Origin of the sequence: Streptomyces sp. NEAU-YJ-81 (assembly GCF_017592595.1) — a bacterium.
GTDB lineage: Bacteria > Actinomycetota > Actinomycetes > Streptomycetales > Streptomycetaceae > Streptomyces > Streptomyces hygroscopicus_B.
Genome location: NZ_JAGFNO010000002.1, coordinates 349,863 through 366,782 on the forward strand (window position 1 = coordinate 349,863; position 16,920 = coordinate 366,782).

Here is a 16,920-nt window from a genome sequence, read left to right on the forward strand (position 1 = left end):
CTTTCAGCCGTGCCGATAAAGCTAGGAAGGGGTAGGGGTAGGGCTCCACGAGTGTGCCCGAACTTGCCGGAGGTTCACCCTAGAGATTCGATGGCAGCGGTGATGAGTTCACGCGCGGTGGGGCCGTAGACGGCAAGTTCGGCCAGCTCGCTGAACGTCCTGGCATACATGGCAAGCTCGTTCTTCTGGACGACGGTGAGATGAGCCGAGATCAGTTCGACGTTCACCAGCTCGTCGTCGTACAGGAAGAATCCCTCGACGGGCCACAGGCCGGAGCGGTCGGCGTCCTGGGGGATGATGCCGATGCTCACCGACGGGAGGGCCATGACACTGAGGAGATAGCCGAGCTGGCCCGCCATCACCTCAGTGCCGCCGATGCGGTACCGCAGGACGCTCTCTTCCAGGAGGATGGCGAACTTACGCTTCCCGTAGACGACCTGCTGCTTCTCCACGCGCACTTTTACCGCTGCGGGCACATCGTCGATGAGTCCTCGGCGGTCGCGAATAGAGGTCAGAAGTGCGGTGATATACGAGGCCGTCTGCACGGGGCCGGGGATGAGCCAGGGCGAGTAAATGCGAAAGCGCTCGGTGCGCTCCCAGAGAGGAACCACGGACTCCTGTGCCCACTTGAGCCCATGGCGTTCCATCTTGCGCCACTCGACGTACATGCCCTCAATTCCGCGGGCTGTGGAGATGAGATCCTCGGTCTCGCTCTCCGCGCCGCAGGCGGAACACCAAGCGCGAAGGTCACGCTCCGAGGGGGCGCGAGTGCCGCTCTCGAAGCGTGAAGCCTTCGACTCATGCCAACCCAGGCACTGGGCCAGTGCTCGCTTGGTGAGTCCGGCTGCCTGCCGCATCTCGGCCAGGCGTTGTCCGAGGGCCTTGCGGGCTTCCTGGACGCTCGAAGATGGCGATGTCATGTCAGTGTGACGGTGCTGTTCGGACTGTCAGGCCAACTCGAATTCCGCGTGTGGCGTTGCCCGCTTCCATACGGCCTCGAAGGCCGACTCGCACAGCTTCGCCGCCTCCGGATCCTCCGTGAGTTCGATCTCCATGTTCTCGCCCTCGCCGTCGAAGTGGTTGACGAGTACGAGGCTGGAGTCGAACAACCAGAAGTCGTTGCCCGGAAGTGCGATGGCGGTCGCGTTGCGCCGCGAGAGCCACCGCACGCTTTCGCCGGCAGCGATGTTCAGCCCGTCGGTCACGTCGTACTCGAAGCGGATGTACTCGCTGGCCGGTGTCGACACAACGCGTGCACGCCGAACCTCGACGCCTCGCGAGGTCGCCTCCGTGACGATGGCGTGCCAGTCGGCCCAGCGTGCGGCCGGGTCGAGGACAACGCCGGCTTTCCAGTCGATGAAGGCCGGGTCCGACTTCATGTAGGCGTCACGCATCTCCAGGTGGACCGCGGTCCTCTGGCAGTCGCGGAACAGCTCCTCAAACGTCGGGGTCCTCGTCACCCTTCTTCACCTCCTGGAAGAACTGCACCATGCGCCGGGGGATCTCTACCACCGTCTCATGTCCGGGGATCTCCATCTGCCCGAGCCGCTCGTCGTCCTCTACCCTCCACCCCTGCACGACGTAGGTGTCCTTCTCGTCGTCGAGGTAGACGGTGGGGGAGCCGCCGCTGGGGCTCTCCGGGTCCTTACCGAGCTTGATCAGGGCCATGATGACCTCCTCGGGTGCCGGTAACGATCTCTGTGCCAGAGCTTGCCCGTGACTCGGCTGCCTAGCCAGGAACTTGCCCGAACTTGCCAGGACTATTGGGCAGTGCCCCCCAGCGGCCTACCGGCGTGGTCCACGAGGAGCAGGCCATCCCTGCACGGTCCTGGCAGGTGACACCTCCGCTGGCGACGGAACGCTCCGCATGGTGGACCGATTCTGGGCCGCCCGCGCCCGAGCGCTGGGTGCCTGCCTCTGGGAGAGGCGGAGGATGCGCCAGGTGAGGACATGTGTGGCCGAGTGGGCGTCATCCAGGGTGCGCTGACGCGCGACGTGTTGCAGAAGACGTTCGGGGTCATGGCCGGCTGTCTCGGCTTCGGTGAGGACGGTGGCAAGTGCTGCCCACGCGGGGTCCTCGAGGACCTCTTCCGCGTAGTCGGGTACGACGGTTCGGATCTGCTTGGCGTGCCGTTCGATGGTGTGCGCCGGGGGCTGACGCTGGGCAAGGGTAGCCAGCGGTGTGCGAGCTGCTTGCTGGTAGGCGGTCTGGAGATGAGCCAGGGTCTGGTGGGCGGCGGCGACCTGTTGGTCGTGTTGGCGGAGCTGGTGCCAGTGGGCGGCTGCGGTTACGACCAGGAGGGCGACGTCGAGGAACATCGCGAGGCCGGTGCCGTCCTCTGTGATGGGTGTGGTGCGCAGTGCGCGGATGGCGCTGCGCAGGGCTCGGGCTTGGTCCTGTTGGGCGCGGATGCGTGAGCGGGTGGCGCGTTCGAGGGTGATGGCGGCTTGCTGGAGCTGGGGTCGGAGGTTCTTGGGGGCGAGTATCGGCAGGGCGTCGAGGGCTTCGCCGAAGGCGGCGATGTGGGCCTGGGCGGCTGCGTCGTCGGCTTGCGCGAGGCGGTGGGGGATGCGTTCGGCGGCTGCGGTGGCTTGGTGCCAGGGGTTGGGGCGGCGGTGGTTTTCCGGTGTGGTGGTGGGTGGGGTGTCGAGGTCGGTGAGGCGTTCGCGGATCTTGGGGAAGGACAGGTCGGGGGCGAGTTTGGAGCCGGAGTGCCAGATCGGGTCGCCTGCGGCGTTGGTGTCGCCGTCGAGTGCGACCTTGTAGCCGCGTATCTCGCCGGAGGGGAAGTACTGGATGTCCACCTGCACGCTGTCGGTGCGGGTGAGGATGTCCAGGAATTCTTCGGGGCTGGTGGCGACGGAGACCGCGGTGCGGACGGTGGAGCGCAGGCGCTCGCGGGCGGCCCGCTGGTGGCCGGTGCGGCGGGCCTTCTCTTGCTCGGCGCGGGTGGGGCGTTTCGCGGCGGTGCGGTCGCCGCGTATGACCTGGTGGAGGCCGTAGTCCTTCTCGACGGTGGCGAGTTCTTTGTCGGCGGTGAGGTAGTCGTTCCAGTGGCGGGCGGTGCGCAGGTCGCCGCGGACCTTGGTGGCGGCGATGTGGATGTGGTCCTGTGCGTGGCGTACGGCGATCCAGCGGCAGCCGTCGGGGTCGCCTTCGGGGGCGATGCCGGTGGCGGCCACGATGCGGCGGGCGATCGCGGCCCATTCGTCGTCGCTGAGGATCCGGTCTTCGGGGGATGCGCGCAGGGAGCAGTGCCACACGTGCTGCTTCGGCGCTCGGCCGAGGCGCTTGGCCTGGTGGAGGCGTAGGTCGAGGTCTGCCACGAGGAGTTTCCTGGTGGCGTTGAAGTTGTTGCTGCGGCCGGGGTCGGGGGCGAAGCCGTCCCAGGAGGCGACCAGGTGCGGGTCGGTGTGCTCATTGGCCCGGCCGGGACCGTAGAGGTACCTGATCAGGCCGGCGGTGTCCTTGCCGCTGCTGATCTTCGCGATCATCAGGTCGCCTTCGCGGAGACGGCGTGGTTCATGACCGCTGCGATGTCTTGGATCGTGACGCGGACGGTGTCCAAGGTGCGCTCCGCCCGGGCCAGGACGGTGGTGTCCACAGGGCGTGGGTCGCCTCCGGAGTTGAGGCGGAACGCGATCTGGTTGACGTTGTTGCCGATCGCGGCGACCTGCGCGCGTAGGGCGGAGAGCTCGTCGATCACGTCGTCGAACTGGGTGCGCTGGCCGGGGAGGCGGAGGTTGCCTTCGAGGTAAGCCATGACCAGGGCGCCGACGAGATGGGCGCCGGCGATCTCCATCTCCCCAGCCCTGGCCATGATCGCGTCCTTCTCATCGACGCTGTAGCGGACATCGACACGCTCCTTGCGCTGGACGTCTTCGCGGGCACGACGGCGGGCGACTCGCCGCAGAGCATCGTCGGCGCGGACGACGGGCGACTGCTCGGGCGCGTCGGCGGGCTGTTCCTCCTCGGGCACCCCCTGGTGCCCGAGGTCCTCCGCCACCCCCGGGGCGGAGGCATCCGCGTTGGACCGGCCCTTGGACGGTCCAACGCCATACCTTGCTGCGCTGTCCGGGGCTGAGATGGTGTGCGTCTGCTGCTGAGCTGTGGGGAGTTCGTGGTGCTGTTCGTGCATGGGGGTGCTCCGGTGGTGAAGGGATGTGTCACGTGCGTCGCATGCGTCCCATGCCTGGTCAGGGCAGGTACGGACATTCGGGCAGGTACGGAGAAGTCCGTCCCGGTGAGGACATCCGTCCCCGCGCTGACCTGCGCGGGGACGGATGCGACGCAGTGATACGGACCCAGGGGAAGGTGGGTCAGCGGCCGCGCTTAGGGCCAGCAGGGCCGCCGGGCCGACCGATGGGCAGCGAGCCCGCCGGGGCGGTGGGCGGCTTGCCCCGGGCCGGGCGCGCGGGTGTGGCGTCGTGCGCGGGGGCGGGCGCCGTCTCGGTGAGGTCGGGGCAGTGCCGGGCCCAGCTGTCGAGGAACCGGTTACGGGCGTATCCCTTGGCCTGCCTGCCCTTGTCGAAACGGTAGTTGGCCGGGCGGATTTCGAAGTCCCGGAGCATGCTGCCCAGGTGGTAGGCGTTGAGTCCCTTGGTGCCGTGTTCCGCCCAGGGGGCGTCGGGGTCCTGGAGCAAGGCGGTGACCAGATCCAGGCTGGACAGGGCTTCGGGGTTGCCGTGTGCCTCGAAGACGCGGTGGATGTCGCGCAGCAGCCGTGTCTTCAGGTTGGTCTGCTCGTCCTGGACGGCCTCGAACCGGGTCATCGCCACGCAGGCCGCACGGGCGCTCGCGGGCCAGTGGTCGCTGGCCAGGTCGGCGATGATGACCAGCGGTTCCCAGGTGTCCGCCGCCCGGTCCTCCACCGGCATCGTCGGCGCCATGCGGCCGGCCGTGCCGTGCAGCGGTCCCAGCCAGGCGGCCAGTTTGTCCCGCAGCGTGTTCAGCTCTGGTGTGGCGTGGCGCGAGCGGAACGGGGTCACCTTCTCGCCAAGCTTGCGCTTTTGCATGCGGAGCACGACTGCCCGGTCTGTGATCGTGTCGGGGAGGTCACCGATCGAGGCCAGTGCGGCCATGGCGAAGGTCGGATACGGGGTCGGCTTGTGCTCCGGACCGGAGATGCGCCAGGCGGGCCGGTTGCGTTGGTGTCCGGCGTTCAGCAGGCCGCGCAGTTCCTCGTTGTCGCCAGCCTTGGGGCCGAAGATGGTGTCGGCCTCGTCCACCAGGATCGTTCGTGGGTTCTTGCCGATGACGCGGAAGAGCACAGCCGTGGACATGTTCACCGTCATGATCGGCTGGTGGACGGTCTCGTGAAGCACGTCCAGCACCCGGGACTTGCCGCAGCCCTTCGTCGGCCCGACGACCGCCAGACGCGGCGCGTGCTGCAGAACGCTCTGGATGTGCGTGGCCGCCACCCACAGGGTGACGGCGGTCAGAGCCTCGTCGCTGGGCAGCACGACGTACTTGCCGATCGCCGCCCGCAATTCATCCAGCAGTTCCGCACCCTGACCGGAACCCTGTTCCCCCGGGCCTGCCGGTCCCGAAGGAGGCCAGGAGCGGGTCCCGTGATCTGGTTCCCATGCGTCGACGGGACCGGTCCCCTCCTGCTGTGCGGTTCCCGCCACGGGGTTGTCGGTCCCCAGCGGCTGGCGGGGACCGTGCTCAGGGTCCCCATCGCGGTCCCCTGGTGCAGCGGCAGCCTCTTGGGGACCGGTCCCCGATTTCACGCCGCTGACCTGCGAGTTTGCGCCGGATGTCGATACGGGGACCGGGACGTGCGGGGACCGGGCAGCGGGCACGTCGCGGGGACGGTCCCCAACAGCGGCATCGGTAGACGGCTGGGGACGGTCCCTGCGTGCCTCCAGATCCGCGGGGTGTTCGACGGTCCCCGACGCAGGGGACCGTGTGTCCGCCTGATCCCGGTTGCGCCAGGGGATGCCCTCGCCGGGGACGGCGGGAGTGGGCCAGGCGGTGGGGGAGGTGTTCGTGGTGCTGGGGGACGTAGAGTCCTCCATAGGCGTTCCTCTCCGGCGAGGGGCAGGACGGGCAAGGTCCCGCCCCTCACCAGTTCGTTCGTTCAGGGAGCGGCGATCAGTTGGGAAGTCTTCGGCCCTCGGCGTTGGCGCGCCGGGGGCCGTTCCGTTGTCCGCGCCGGGCGCTGGGTCAGGCCGTGAGGTCGTACGACCTCTGGGTGTCCAGCCACGCGTCCACCTCCCGCCAGCGGTAGCGCAGGTGACGGCCGACCTTGTGGACGGTGGGGCCGATGCCCCGGTACTTCCACTGGTAGAGCGTCTTCACCGGCACCCCGAGGTAGGCGGCCACGTCGGTGGGAGTGGCGAGCTGGTCACGCTCGGCGCCGGCAAGGCGCGGGGAATGGTTCGGCAATGAGGTCTCCATATCGGAATCAGGGTTTTGGATGGCAGGCGTGGACAACACGGCCACACCGCCAGCGGAAGCATCCAGAGTGGATTCTGAACTCCCGGCTACTTCCCGTGGCGTGGCTGGGGAAGACCAAAACAGTAAGGGCGGATCCCCGGTTGCCGAAATCGCTCCCGCGGAATCCGAAATTTTCTGCGGAGGAGCGGCCGTCTGAGGTGCCGGAATCCGATACCTCGGCAGCTCAGAGGTGGCATCCAGCAGTCAGCAGCGACACGGCCGGCCCACCGGACACCGCATCCAATAGCCGCTCAAATCGCCCACATTTTTGACGCGGAGGGAAGGTAGCACAACCTCTCTGCTAAAACGGCTCGTGATGTATCGGAATTCGACGAGACGAACACCACTTCGCCCCCGGACGTCTTTTGGAGAGTTTAAGAACTAACTCTTGCCATGCTGGCCGGCTGCAAGTTACAGCTATCTGTCATGCCCAACCGACCTGTCGAAATAGGACCCGCCGGCCTCCGCACCGCCCGCGCCATCGAGCGCCTACGCCTCGTGCGCGGCCTGACCCAGCACCAGCTCGCCGCCCGCTGCACCGCACTGGGCCACCCGCTGGCCAACACCGCCCTCAGCCGCACCGAACGCGCCCACCACCGCTGCGACGTAGACGACCTTGTTGCCCTCTCCACCGCGCTCGGCGTATCTCCCGCGACCCTGCTCCTGCCGCTTCCCTCGGTGTCCAGTGATGACCGGAGGGGGTGCTAGTTGGCGCGGGTCTGGATTGAGGACCGCATAGGGCATGCGGCCTACGTGCGCGCCGTGGCGGAAGCCAAGAGCGCGGGGCGTACGCCACCAGGGCGCTACCGCGTGCGCTGGTACGACCCAGATGGCAAGCCGAAGATGAAGACCTTCGCCCGCAAGGTCGACGCCGAGGCGGAGCGGACAAGGATGGAGGCGCGTCTCAACGACGGCTCCTACCGCGATCCCGCAGCCGCGCGGGTGAAGTTCGCCGAGGCGGCGGAGTCCTGGCTGGCCGCCCAGCTCCACCTCAAGCGCTCAACCCGAGCCCGCTACCGCGGCGTTCTCGACGTCCATGTGATCCCCAAGTGGGGCACCACCCCGCTGGACCGCATCCACTTCGAGGACATCGCGGAGTGGCTCGCGGATCTGCTGTCCGGCGAGGCGACCGGCGGCAGGAAGCTCAGCCCTCGATCGGTCCGCAAGGCATACGTCGTCCTCAGCCGCGTTCTCGGCTACGCGGTCAAGGCTCGTCGTCTGGCGGTCAACCCGGCTGTCGGCGTGCCCCTGCCGAAGGCGATGCCGGCGGACCACGTGTACCTCGACGACATGCAGGTCGACGCCCTGGCCAACGCGTCAGGCACCTACCGGGTGTTCATCTTGCTGCTGGCCTACACCGGCCTGCGCTGGGGCGAGGCGTCTGCGCTGAAGGTGGGGCGTGTCGACCTGGACGCCTGCCGGGCTCACATCGTGGAGGCGTACGTCGAGGACAACGGCAAGCTCTACCTCGACACCCCTAAGAACCACGAGCGCCGGTCCGTACCGATCCCGCGGTTCCTGGCCGACGTGCTGAAGCCATACGTCCAGGGGCGGAGGGATGACGACTTGCTCTTCACCGCCCCGCAGGGCGGGCCGCTGCGAGCCCGCAACTTCCGTCAGCGATTCTTCGCGCCGGCGGTCGTGAAGGCCGGGCTGGGGCACCTCAAGGTCACCCCGCACAAGCTGAGGCACACGGCAGCCTCGCTCGCCATCGCCAGCGGGGCAGATGTCAACGTCGTACAGACGATGCTGGGCCACAAGTCCGCGACGCTGACCTTGGACACGTATGGGCATCTGTTCCCGGACCGCCTGGACGAGGTCTCGAAGAAGATGCACAAGCGCCGCGCCAAGCAGTTGGCCAAGGCGAAGACCAAGCTGGAGAAGGCGGAGAGGAAGGCTCGCGAGGCCGCCGAGATGGTGGCGGCCTTGGAGGAAGATTCCGCGTGATGTGTGCCTGATCCGTGCCGGGGAGCCGTAGCAGAAGGGGCCACCCCACCGCGCTGAGCGGTGGGGTGGCCCCTTGCGTCTCTGCCGTGGATCAGGTCAGTCGCGGCCGGCGGCTTTCCTCCCAGAACCGGTCCATCGCAGCAGCGGCCGCATCCCCAGCCAACCGCTCGATCCTCTCGGGCACCTCGCGCTCGTCGAGCACGAAGAGCCTCCCGCCGACGAGGTGCGTGGTCGTCTTCCAGTCGAGGCGCCGTCCCGCCTCCCTGGCGGCACGCCGGACGTCCTTGAGTTCGCCCATCTCTGCAAGATCGTCCGCGCCGAGGATCAGCTGTCCGTAGTAGCCCTCGTGCTCGGGCTTCAGAGCGCCCCGCATCAGCGACTCAAGCCGATCAACCAGCTTCTCGTACCGGCGACGGGCCAGCTCGTCCTTTGCGGGCATTTCGCACAGCTCCCCACCGCTGCTCGCAGCGGCATGTGTGCCATATGTGTGCTGCGAGTACGAAGGCCCTCCCGCCCGTTGGACGGAAGGGCCTCTGACCAGGCATTTTGCTGTGCCCCCGGCAGGATTCGAACCTGCGACACCCGCTTTAGGAGAGCGGTGCTCTATCCCCTGAGCTACGGAGGCCCGGCGTCAGGGCGGCATGGTGGTGCCGCCGCGTCGCACCGCCACAGTGTAGCGGGTCGCGCACTTGGATCGTTTCGGGTGCTCCGGGCCGCCGAAGGCTCGGGCCCGGGGTGCCCCTGGCCCGAAGCCCCGGCCCGAAGCACCCCAAGGGCCTCCGGACGCTTCAGCCCTCCGCCCGAAACTCGGCGATCGGGTTCCTCAGCGTGCCGATCAGCTGGAGCGCCCCCGCCGGGTCCTGGAGGTCGACCATCTCCCGGTTGTTGCGGAGCTGGAGGCGGTTGAGGCAGGAGAGGGCGAAGTCCTCGGTGAACATGTCGTACTGGGCGAATTTGTCCGCGAGGTGGGGGGTGGATCGCTGGTAGGCCAGGACGGAGTCGGCGACCGTCTGCCAGAAGGTGTCCTCCTCCAGGAGGCCCTCGGCGACCAGGATGCCGTTGAGGAAGCGGAGGAAGCAGTCGAAGACGTCGGTGAAGATCGAGAGCAGTTTCTTGTCTTCGGGGACGTCCACGCGGATGCGTTCGACGGTCGGGGGCAGGGCCGCGGTGGGGTCCATGACGGCGATTTCCTCGGCGATGTCCTTGAAGATCACGCGCTGGACGGCGCCGTCCTCGATCACCAGGATGACGTTCTCGCCGTGCGGCATGAAGACCAGGTCGTAGGCGTAGAAGCTGTGCAGCACCGGGGTGAGGTAGGCGTCCAGGTAGCGGCGCAGCCATGTGGCGGGGGTGAGGCCGGATTCCTCGATGAGGGCGCTGGCGAAGGAGGCGCCGTCGGGGTCCGTGTGGAGGAGGGACGCCATGGTGGCCAGGCGCTGGCCGGGTTCCAGGGTCGGGACGGGGCTCTCGCGCCACAGGGCGGCGAGCATTTTGCGGTACGGGGAGCCCTTCGCGGTGGCGGCCTCGTACTGGCGGTGGTGGTAGCCGATGGCGGCTCGTTCCCGGATGATCGAGAAGCCGCAGGAGCGGAAGGTGTCGTCGGCGGAGATCAGGCCGGCCAGCCAGTCGTTGATGGCCGGGGTCGCCTCCATGTAGGCGGCGGACAGGCCCCGCATGAAGCCCATGTTGAGGACCGACAGCGCGGTTTTCACATAGTGCTTGGTCGGGTCGCTGGTGTTGAAGAAGGTGCGGATCGACTGCTGGGCGAGGTACTCGTCGTCGCTGGGGCCCAGGTACACCAGATACTGCCGGGCGACCTCGGCGGCGAAGCTGACCGACAGCTTGTTCCACCACTGCCAGGGGTGCACCGGCAGCAGGTGGTAGTCGGCCGGGTCCAGGCCGAGGTCGGTGAGGGTCTGCGCGAAGCGGGCCCGGGTCTGCTCGCTCAGTTCGGAGTGGATCAGGGCGTCGTAGTCCAGGTCCGCGGAGGCCGTGAAGGTGGAGCGGTCGCGGCGGGCGGCGAGCCAGATCAGGTGGACGGGGCTCGCGGTCTCGGGGGCGTACGAGAGGTATTCATGGATGCCGAAGCCGAGACGGCCGTTGTTGGCGACGAAGCAGGGGTGGCCCTCGGTCATCCCCGTCTCGATCTCCTGGAAGCCGGATTTGGCAAGCTGGGCGGCGCCCATCGGTTCGGCGGCCAGTTTGAAGGCCGTACCGGAGAGGGTGGAGCTGATCTCCTCGAGGTAGACGGGGAGGACGTCCTCGCTCAGGCCCAGCCGCTCGCTCAGCTCGATGAAGAAGTCCAGGGCGTCCAGGGGGAGTTCGGCGCCGGTCCGGTCGTGGCGGGTGATGCTGTCCGCCTCGACCAGCCAGTGGTCCAGGGAGAGCACCTGGGCGGCGAAGCGGTAGGTCACCGCCCCGTCGTCGCTGGTCACGGCGTAGCGGCCGTCGGGGCCCAGCTCGGGGGCGAGCAGGCGTTCGTGGGTGAACTCGGCGAGGGCCTTACGGATGAGGAGGCGGCCCGCCCGGTCCCACAGATCGGGGGTGAGGTGGGCGACGGCGTCGCGGGGGCTCATCGGGTCACTCCTTGAACGGCGCGGGCGGCGAGGGCGGTGCGGGCGGCCTCGAACCGCTCGCGGGTGCAGACGCCGAGGTAGGCGTCCTTCTCGGGTTTGGCGATCCGTTCGACGATCTCGAAGCCGACGGCCGCGTTGAGCGCGTGCACCGCCGCGTTGCGCACATCGGGCTCGACGACGACGCGCCGGACATGCGGATCGGCGAAGCAGAACTCCATGACGACGGTGATCACGGCCAGTGTGAAGCCGTGCACCGGGGTGTCGGTCGGCGCGCAGAGGAAGTGCATGCCGACGTCGCCGGGCCGGGCGGGGTAGAGCCCCTCGAGTTCCACCCGCGACGGGTCGTAGCGCTCGGCCAGGAACGCCGGGCGTCCCTCGTGCAGGCCGATGAACGCGTCATGGTGCGGATGCTCGTGGATCCTGCGGTACTCGGCGGCGACCTCCGCCTCGTCCGCCCCCTGCATCATCCAGTAGGACGCCTTGGGGTGGGTCACCCAGCCGTGCAGCAGCCCGGCGTCGGCCGCCGGGTCCAGGGTGCGCAGGGTGAAGGTGCCCAGGCGCGCGTCCGTGTGCTCGAAAACCGGCGACGGTGTCATGCGATGGCTCCTTCCGGTGCGCCGAACTCCTGGAAGGCGATGGACTTCTCCACCGGGTAGTGCTCCCGCCCCAGCAGCTCACGGATGATCCACGAGTTGCGGTACGGGCCCATGCCCAGGTCCGGGGAGGTCAGGCTGTGGGCGTGGGTGGCGCCGTTCTGGAGGAAGATGCCGCGCCCGGTGGTGTCGATGCTGTAGTTGCGGGCGACGTCGAAGCGGCCGTGGCCGTCCCAGCGGATGCGGTCGCGTACGGGGTCCAGGAAGGCGGGCACCTGGTAGCGGTAGCCGGTGGCCAGGACGAGCCCGTGGGTGGTGAGCGAGAAGTCCCGCTGCTGCTCCGCATGGCGCAGCCCCAGGGTGTACGTGCCGGACAGATCGTCGTACTCCGCGTCGGTGAGCGCGGTGTTGGTCAGCAGCCGCGTGGGCACCGGGCCGCTCACGCTCTTCTGGTAGAGGAGGTCGTAGATGCCGTTGATGAGGTCGGCGTCGATTCCCTTGAACAGGCCCTTCTGGTCACCCTCCAGCCGGTAGCGGGTGTCCTCGGGGAGCGCGTGGAAGTAGTCCACGTACTCGGGCGAGGTCATCTCCAGGGTGAGTTTGGTGTACTCCAGCGGGAAGAAGCGCGGGGAGCGGGTCACCCAGTTCAGCCGGTAGCCGTGGGTGTCGATGTCGGCGAGCAGGTCCTGGTAGATCTCGGCCGCGCTCTGGCCGCTGCCGACGATGGTGATGGATTCCTTGGACTGCAGCGTCTCCTTGTTCCCCAGGTAGTCCATGTTGTGTACCAGATCGCCGTCCAGGCCGCGGCACACCTCGGGGAGGAAGGGCGGGGTGCCGGTGCCCAGGACCAGATGGCGGGCGCGGTGGGTGCTGGTCTCGCCGGTGGCGGGACGCAGGGCGCGCACCGTGTAGAGGCCGTCGGCCTCGTCGTACTCGACGCTCGTCACCTCGTGGCCGAAGCGGACGGACGAGAGCTTCGCGGCGGCCCAGCGGCAGTAGTCGTTGTACTCGGCGCGCAGCGGATAGAAGATCTCGCGGATGTAGAAGGAGTACAGCCGCCCGGATTCCTTGAGGTAGTTGAGGAAGGAGTACGGGGAGGTGGGGTCGGCCAGCGTCACCAGGTCGGCCATGAACGGGGTCTGCAGGGTGACGCCGTCCAGCAGCATGCCCGGATGCCAGTCGAACTCGGGCTTGCTCTCCAGGAACAGCCCGTCGAGTTCCTCGATCGGCTCGGTCAGGCAGGCAAGGCCCAGGTTGTAGGGGCCGAGCCCGACCGCGATGAAGTCATGGGTGTGCGGGGTGGGCACGAGGGTCTCCGGCGGGGTGAGGGGGCTCAACTGGCGCGCGAGCTGAGTTCGGGCTCGATGTGCAGGGCCAGGTACTGACCGGCGTGCTCGGCGAGGAGGTCGAGGACATACGCGATGTCGCTCAGCGAGGTCTCCGGGTTGAGCAGGGTGAACTTGAGGTGGTGACGGCCGTCGACGACGGTTCCGGCGACGACCGCCGCACCGGAGGCGGCCAGCGCCTCGCGGGCGTGCAGATTGGCCCGGTCGACGAGGTCCGGGTCGCCCGGCCCGTCGGACGGCGGTACGTAGCGGAAGACCAGCGTGGACAGTTGGGGCTCGGTGACGACCTCGTAGCGCGGATCGGTGTCCAGCAGGGCCCAAGCCTCGGCGGCCCGGTCCACCACCTCGTCGAAGAGGGCGCCGACGGCGTCCGCGCCCATGATCCGCAGCGTCAGCCACAGCTTGAGCGCGTCGAAGCGGCGGGTGGTCTGGATGGACTTGTCGACCTGGTTGGGGATGAGGTTCCGGGCGCTGCGCTCGGGGTTGAGATAGTCGGCGTGGTACGTGGCGTGGCTGAGCGTGGCACGGTCGCGGACCAGCACGGCGCTGGAGCTGACCGGCTGGAAGAAGGACTTGTGGTAGTCCACCGTCACCGAGTCGGCGCGCTCGATGCCGTCGAGCAGCCCGCGGCGGGTGGGGGAGGCCAGCAGTCCGCAGCCGTACGCGGCGTCCACATGCATCCACGTGCCGTGCCGGTCGCACAGCTCGGCGATCTCGGGCAGCGGGTCGATGGAGCCGAAGTCGGTGGTGCCCGCGGTGGCCACGACGGCCATGACGATCAGGCCCTCACGGCGGCAGCGGTTCAGCTCATGGGCGAGGGCGACGGTGCGCATCCGGCGGTCCTGGTCGCAGGCAACCGGGATAACGGCCTCGTAGCCGAGCCCCAGGATGGCGGCGGCCTTCTGGATGGAGAAGTGGCTGACCTGGGAGGTGAGGATGCGCAGCCGCGGCAGGATGGCGGATTTGGCGACCGTCTCGCCGCCCGCGGCGGCCTCCTTCTCGACCAGCGTGCACGCCTCGTCGCGGGCGAGCAGCATCGCCTGCAGATTGGACTGGGTGCCGCCGCTGGTGAAGATGCCGTCCGCGGCCTCGCCGAGGCCGATGCGCTCGGTGGTCCAGTCGATCAGCCGGCGCTCGATGAGGGTGCCGCCGGCGCTCTGGTCCCAGGTGTCGAGGGAGGAGTTGATGGCGGAGAGGACGGCCTCGCCCAGCAGTGCGGGGATCACCACGGGGCAGTTGAGGTGGGCGAGATAGCGCGGGTGGTGGAAGTAGACGGCGTCCTTGAGGTAGACGCTCTCCAGCTCCTTGAGCGCGGCGTCCGGATCGCCGAGCGGCCGCTCCAGGTCGATTCCGGAGACCTCGGGGGCGAGTTCGGCGGGGGTGACGCCGGTGAAGGGGCGCTCGGTGCGGGCGACGGTGGAGGCCACCAGGCCGACGCCGTCGGTCACGGAGCGCCGATAGCGTTCCGCCGTACGGCCGTTGAACAGGTGGGCCCTGCCATCCGCCGCCCCGGGTATCGGCTCCGGTGACGGGTCCTCAGCGGTCTGCGCGAGGAAACTCACGGTCTGTCCCTTCTGGAAATGAGCATGCGGGCGTGCGGAGGGCGCGGGCATGCGGCTGGTGGGGGAGCGAGGCGACCCTCGGCCCGCGGCCTGACGGCCTGATTGATGGGCGTGCGGGGGCGCTGGACGCGGCGACAGGGCGCGTGGGGGCGCGCCGAGCGGTTGGCCGCCCGTCGTCCAGCGGTCGGTCTTTCGCGGTCCCGTAGCGGGATTCGGTTATGGCGGTTCGGTTGTGGGGACTCAGTTATGAGGATTCAGCTGTGGGGATTTTGGATTCCGGATTCCGGATTCCGGACTCGGTGGTGACGATCCGGTCCGGTACGGCGCTGGGGTCAGTCGTGGGATCAGTCGTCGGTCGCGGGGCTGGTGCCCGACACGGCTTCCTCGACGAGCTGTTCCTCGCAGGTGCCCAGGCGCCAGTAGCCGGTGAAGGTCACGGCCTTGCGGTCGAAGCCGCGTTCGCGCACCAGATGGCGGCGCAGCTCCTTGACGGTCCCGGCCTCGCCCGCGATCCAGGCGTACGGCGTACCGGAGGGCAGTTCGGTGGTGCCCACCGCGTTCCGCAGCAGCGCGGAGCGCGGGGTGCCGGAGGCCACGGCGTCCCGGACCAGCCAGGTGATCTCGGCTTTCGCCGCGGTGCGCAGCTCCTGCATGTCCTCGGCGTGCTGGACCTCGAGCCACACCTTGACGGGCAGGTCGGCGGGCAGCCATTCGAGGATGCCCGCGATGGCGGGCAGCGCGGTCTCGTCGCCGGTGATCAGCACCCAGTCGGTGCCGGACGGCGGCCGGAAGTCGACACCGCCGTTGTCCTCCACGGCCGGGCCCAGCAGGGTCACGCGGTCGCCCGCCTCGGCGCGCGCGGCCCAGCGGGCGGCCGGGCCGCTGTCGTCGTGCAGCGCGAAGTCCACGTCGATCTCGTGCGGGTCGCGGCGCTGCCGGCGCACCGTGTACGAGCGCATGATGCCGCGTTCGGCCGGGTCCATCGCCCGCCAGGTGGCGAACCAGCCTTCCCCCGCCTCGACCGGGACCACCGGGGCACTCTGGCCGGGGTGCGGCAGGAACAGTTTGAAGCGCTGGTCGCGGCCTCCGCTGGTGAAGTCCTTCAGACAGGCGCCGCCGAAGGTGATCCGTGCCATGGACGGTCCGAGCGGGCGGGTTCGTACGACCCGCGCGTCGAAGAATCGGAACGGAATGGCGGTGGTGGCGGTGGTGGCTGCCGTGGCGGTGGTGGTGGCTGCGGTGGTCATGGCAGGGGGTCTTCCCTTCGCTTGCCGTGGGGAGGCCGGGCCGGCCGGTCGCGCTGACCGTTCAGCTGAGCTTCTTCGCGTCCTGGATGGCCTTGGTGAGGGATTCGACGAGCGGGGCGGCGCCGGCGTACGAGAAGCGCGGCTCGCTGCTCCAGGGGGTGATCTGGCCGGCCTTGACCGCGGCGAGCTTGGACCAGGTCGGCTTGGAGGTCAGGGCCCCGGGCTGGAGGGTCGCGGTGCGGTTGTCGAGGAAGAGCACATCCGCGTCGTACTTGTCGGCGTTCTCCCAGCTCAGGCTCTCGAAGTAGCCGCCCTTGTCGGGCTTTTCGGGGACGACGAAGTCGACGCCGAGCTCGCTGAAGTAGATCAGGTCAGCGCTGATCTTCGGGTTGGAGACATAGAAGAGGTCGGCGCTGGCGGAGCAGGCCATGACCTTGATCCGGTGCGATTTGACGGTCTTGCGCAGCGTCTCGGATGCCTTCTCGAACCGCGCCTTGGCGTCGGTGACCTTCTTGGCCTTCGGGTCGGCGCCGAGCGCCTCGGCCAGCGCTGCGTAGCGCTTGATGGGCTCGAGCATGGAGACCCGGCCGGTGGTGATGGCGGCGCTGGGGGCGAGCTGGAGGATCTTCTTCTTGCTGTCGTCCGGGATGTAGAAGAGCGCGCCCGGGTCGTACATGTTGGTGATCAGCAGATCGGGGCTGAGCGAGGCGTACTTCTCGACGTTGAACTGGCCCCAGGTGTTGCCGAGGGAGGTGGCCTGGTCGACGGGGAAGTCGCCCGCCTGGACGTCCGGCTTGCCGTTCTTCAGCGTGGTCGGCCCGAAGACGCCGGTGATCTGCTTCTCGATGCCGAAGTCGTAGAGCGCGGCCGCCGCGGCGATGTAGGCGACGATGTGCTGGGGCCGGCCGTCGAGGCTGATCTTCTTCTTACGGTCGTCGGTGAACGACCAGGAGCCGCCGCCGTCATCGCCACCGGAGCCCGAACCGCCGTTGTCGCCACAGGCGGTGACCAGGGCTCCGAGTCCGAGGGCGCCGCCCGCGGCGAGCAGACCGCGGCGGGAGAGGGGGAGTGCTCTGGCCTGGCGCATGAAGGTGCTCTCTCTCGATGCATACGGGGGCGTGGTTCGCGGGACGGCAACCCGAGGACGTAGTTAGGTTAGCCTAACCAACCTGGTTGTCCAGTGGGTGGGGTCGTTCCGAACCTCACA

At 68.5% G+C, this 16,920-nt stretch carries 16 protein-coding genes and 1 tRNA gene; 2 read left to right on the plus strand and 15 right to left on the minus strand.

Annotated elements, in window-relative coordinates; translation table 11 throughout:
* Positions 1 to 74 precede the first annotated feature (74 nt).
* The 7 genes from J5X86_RS07060 to J5X86_RS07090 all read right to left on the minus strand — a co-directional run bounded on the left by J5X86_RS07060 (position 75) and on the right by J5X86_RS07090 (position 6,391).
* The gene (locus J5X86_RS07060; protein ID WP_208515905.1) at positions 75 to 920 is read right to left on the minus strand and encodes a helix-turn-helix transcriptional regulator; all 846 of its coding nucleotides are present in this window, start codon (positions 918 to 920) and stop codon (positions 75 to 77) included.
* 27 nt (positions 921 to 947) lie between these two features.
* Positions 948 to 1,460, minus strand: a complete 513-nt coding sequence (locus J5X86_RS07065) for a DUF6879 family protein (RefSeq protein WP_208515906.1) — start codon at positions 1,458 to 1,460, stop codon at positions 948 to 950.
* Complete coding sequence (locus J5X86_RS07070) at positions 1,438 to 1,668, minus strand: hypothetical protein (RefSeq protein WP_208515907.1); 231 nt, start codon at positions 1,666 to 1,668, stop codon at positions 1,438 to 1,440. The genes J5X86_RS07065 and J5X86_RS07070 overlap by 23 nt, the downstream gene beginning before the upstream one ends.
* A 117-nt stretch (positions 1,669 to 1,785) precedes the next feature.
* Entirely contained in the window at positions 1,786 to 3,495 is a 1,710-nt protein-coding gene (locus J5X86_RS07075; protein ID WP_208515908.1) for a relaxase/mobilization nuclease domain-containing protein, read from the minus strand.
* Complete coding sequence (gene mobC, locus J5X86_RS07080) at positions 3,495 to 4,139, minus strand: plasmid mobilization relaxosome protein MobC (RefSeq protein WP_208515909.1); 645 nt, start codon at positions 4,137 to 4,139, stop codon at positions 3,495 to 3,497. Before mobC ends, J5X86_RS07075 begins: the two co-directional genes overlap by 1 nt.
* A gap of 181 nt (positions 4,140 to 4,320) precedes the next feature.
* A complete protein-coding gene (locus tag J5X86_RS07085) occupies positions 4,321 to 5,490 on the minus strand; it encodes a DUF3631 domain-containing protein (RefSeq protein WP_208515910.1) in 1,170 nt (389 codons plus the stop codon).
* Positions 5,491 to 6,169: 679 nt separating this feature from the next.
* On the minus strand, positions 6,170 to 6,391 hold the full coding sequence (locus tag J5X86_RS07090; RefSeq protein WP_243979651.1) for an AlpA family transcriptional regulator: 222 nt from the start codon (positions 6,389 to 6,391) through the stop codon (positions 6,170 to 6,172).
* 477 nt (positions 6,392 to 6,868) lie between these two features.
* On the opposite strand from J5X86_RS07090, the gene J5X86_RS07095 reads away from it, so the two are divergent.
* Complete coding sequence (locus tag J5X86_RS07095) at positions 6,869 to 7,150, plus strand: helix-turn-helix domain-containing protein (protein WP_208515911.1); 282 nt, start codon at positions 6,869 to 6,871, stop codon at positions 7,148 to 7,150.
* A 54-nt stretch (positions 7,151 to 7,204) separates the two neighbouring features.
* Positions 7,205 to 8,389: a tyrosine-type recombinase/integrase gene (locus J5X86_RS07100; RefSeq protein ID WP_308124459.1), complete on the plus strand. Its 1,185-nt coding sequence runs from the start codon at positions 7,205 to 7,207 to the stop codon at positions 8,387 to 8,389.
* Positions 8,390 to 8,480: 91 nt separating this feature from the next.
* On the opposite strand, the gene J5X86_RS07105 is transcribed toward J5X86_RS07100, so the two are convergent.
* The 8 genes from J5X86_RS07105 to J5X86_RS07140 form a co-directional block, all read right to left on the minus strand.
* A complete protein-coding gene (locus tag J5X86_RS07105) occupies positions 8,481 to 8,828 on the minus strand; it encodes a hypothetical protein (protein ID WP_208515912.1) in 348 nt (115 codons plus the stop codon).
* A gap of 113 nt (positions 8,829 to 8,941) precedes the next feature.
* Positions 8,942 to 9,014 (minus strand) — tRNA-Arg (locus tag J5X86_RS07110).
* A gap of 163 nt (positions 9,015 to 9,177) precedes the next feature.
* Complete coding sequence (locus J5X86_RS07115; RefSeq protein WP_208515913.1) at positions 9,178 to 10,965, minus strand: IucA/IucC family siderophore biosynthesis protein; 1,788 nt, start codon at positions 10,963 to 10,965, stop codon at positions 9,178 to 9,180.
* The gene (locus J5X86_RS07120; RefSeq protein WP_208515914.1) at positions 10,962 to 11,561 is read right to left on the minus strand and encodes a GNAT family N-acetyltransferase; all 600 of its coding nucleotides are present in this window, start codon (positions 11,559 to 11,561) and stop codon (positions 10,962 to 10,964) included. The genes J5X86_RS07115 and J5X86_RS07120 overlap by 4 nt, the downstream gene beginning before the upstream one ends.
* Positions 11,558 to 12,865 carry a lysine N(6)-hydroxylase/L-ornithine N(5)-oxygenase family protein gene (locus tag J5X86_RS07125; RefSeq protein WP_208515915.1) on the minus strand — a complete coding sequence of 436 codons (1,308 nt, stop codon included), beginning with the start codon at positions 12,863 to 12,865 and terminating at the stop codon, positions 11,558 to 11,560. Before J5X86_RS07125 ends, J5X86_RS07120 begins: the two co-directional genes overlap by 4 nt.
* A 26-nt stretch (positions 12,866 to 12,891) precedes the next feature.
* Positions 12,892 to 14,466 carry an aspartate aminotransferase family protein gene (locus tag J5X86_RS07130; protein WP_308124460.1) on the minus strand — a complete coding sequence of 525 codons (1,575 nt, stop codon included), beginning with the start codon at positions 14,464 to 14,466 and terminating at the stop codon, positions 12,892 to 12,894.
* Positions 14,467 to 14,810: 344 nt separating this feature from the next.
* Entirely contained in the window at positions 14,811 to 15,713 is a 903-nt protein-coding gene (locus tag J5X86_RS07135) for a siderophore-interacting protein (protein WP_208515916.1), read from the minus strand.
* 61 nt (positions 15,714 to 15,774) lie between these two features.
* Positions 15,775 to 16,800 carry an ABC transporter substrate-binding protein gene (locus tag J5X86_RS07140; RefSeq protein ID WP_208515917.1) on the minus strand — a complete coding sequence of 342 codons (1,026 nt, stop codon included), beginning with the start codon at positions 16,798 to 16,800 and terminating at the stop codon, positions 15,775 to 15,777.
* Positions 16,801 to 16,920 lie beyond the last annotated feature (120 nt).

Excerpts from the sequence above, each read along its gene's own strand:
- mobC (WP_208515909.1), bottom strand. The coding sequence starts at position 4,139 with ATGCACGAACAGCACCACGAACTCCCCACAGCTCAGCAGCAGACGCAC.
- J5X86_RS07105 (WP_208515912.1), bottom strand. The coding sequence starts at position 8,828 with ATGCCCGCAAAGGACGAGCTGGCCCGTCGCCGGTACGAGAAGCTGGTT.
- J5X86_RS07060 (WP_208515905.1), bottom strand. The coding sequence starts at position 920 with ATGACATCGCCATCTTCGAGCGTCCAGGAAGCCCGCAAGGCCCTCGGA.
- J5X86_RS07070 (WP_208515907.1), bottom strand. The coding sequence starts at position 1,668 with ATGGCCCTGATCAAGCTCGGTAAGGACCCGGAGAGCCCCAGCGGCGGC.
- J5X86_RS07140 (WP_208515917.1), bottom strand. The coding sequence starts at position 16,800 with ATGCGCCAGGCCAGAGCACTCCCCCTCTCCCGCCGCGGTCTGCTCGCC.
- J5X86_RS07135 (WP_208515916.1), bottom strand. The coding sequence starts at position 15,713 with ATGACCACCGCAGCCACCACCACCGCCACGGCAGCCACCACCGCCACC.
- J5X86_RS07095 (WP_208515911.1), top strand. The coding sequence starts at position 6,869 with ATGCCCAACCGACCTGTCGAAATAGGACCCGCCGGCCTCCGCACCGCC.
- J5X86_RS07075 (WP_208515908.1), bottom strand. The coding sequence starts at position 3,495 with ATGATCGCGAAGATCAGCAGCGGCAAGGACACCGCCGGCCTGATCAGG.
- J5X86_RS07120 (WP_208515914.1), bottom strand. The coding sequence starts at position 11,561 with ATGACACCGTCGCCGGTTTTCGAGCACACGGACGCGCGCCTGGGCACC.
- J5X86_RS07115 (WP_208515913.1), bottom strand. The coding sequence starts at position 10,965 with ATGAGCCCCCGCGACGCCGTCGCCCACCTCACCCCCGATCTGTGGGAC.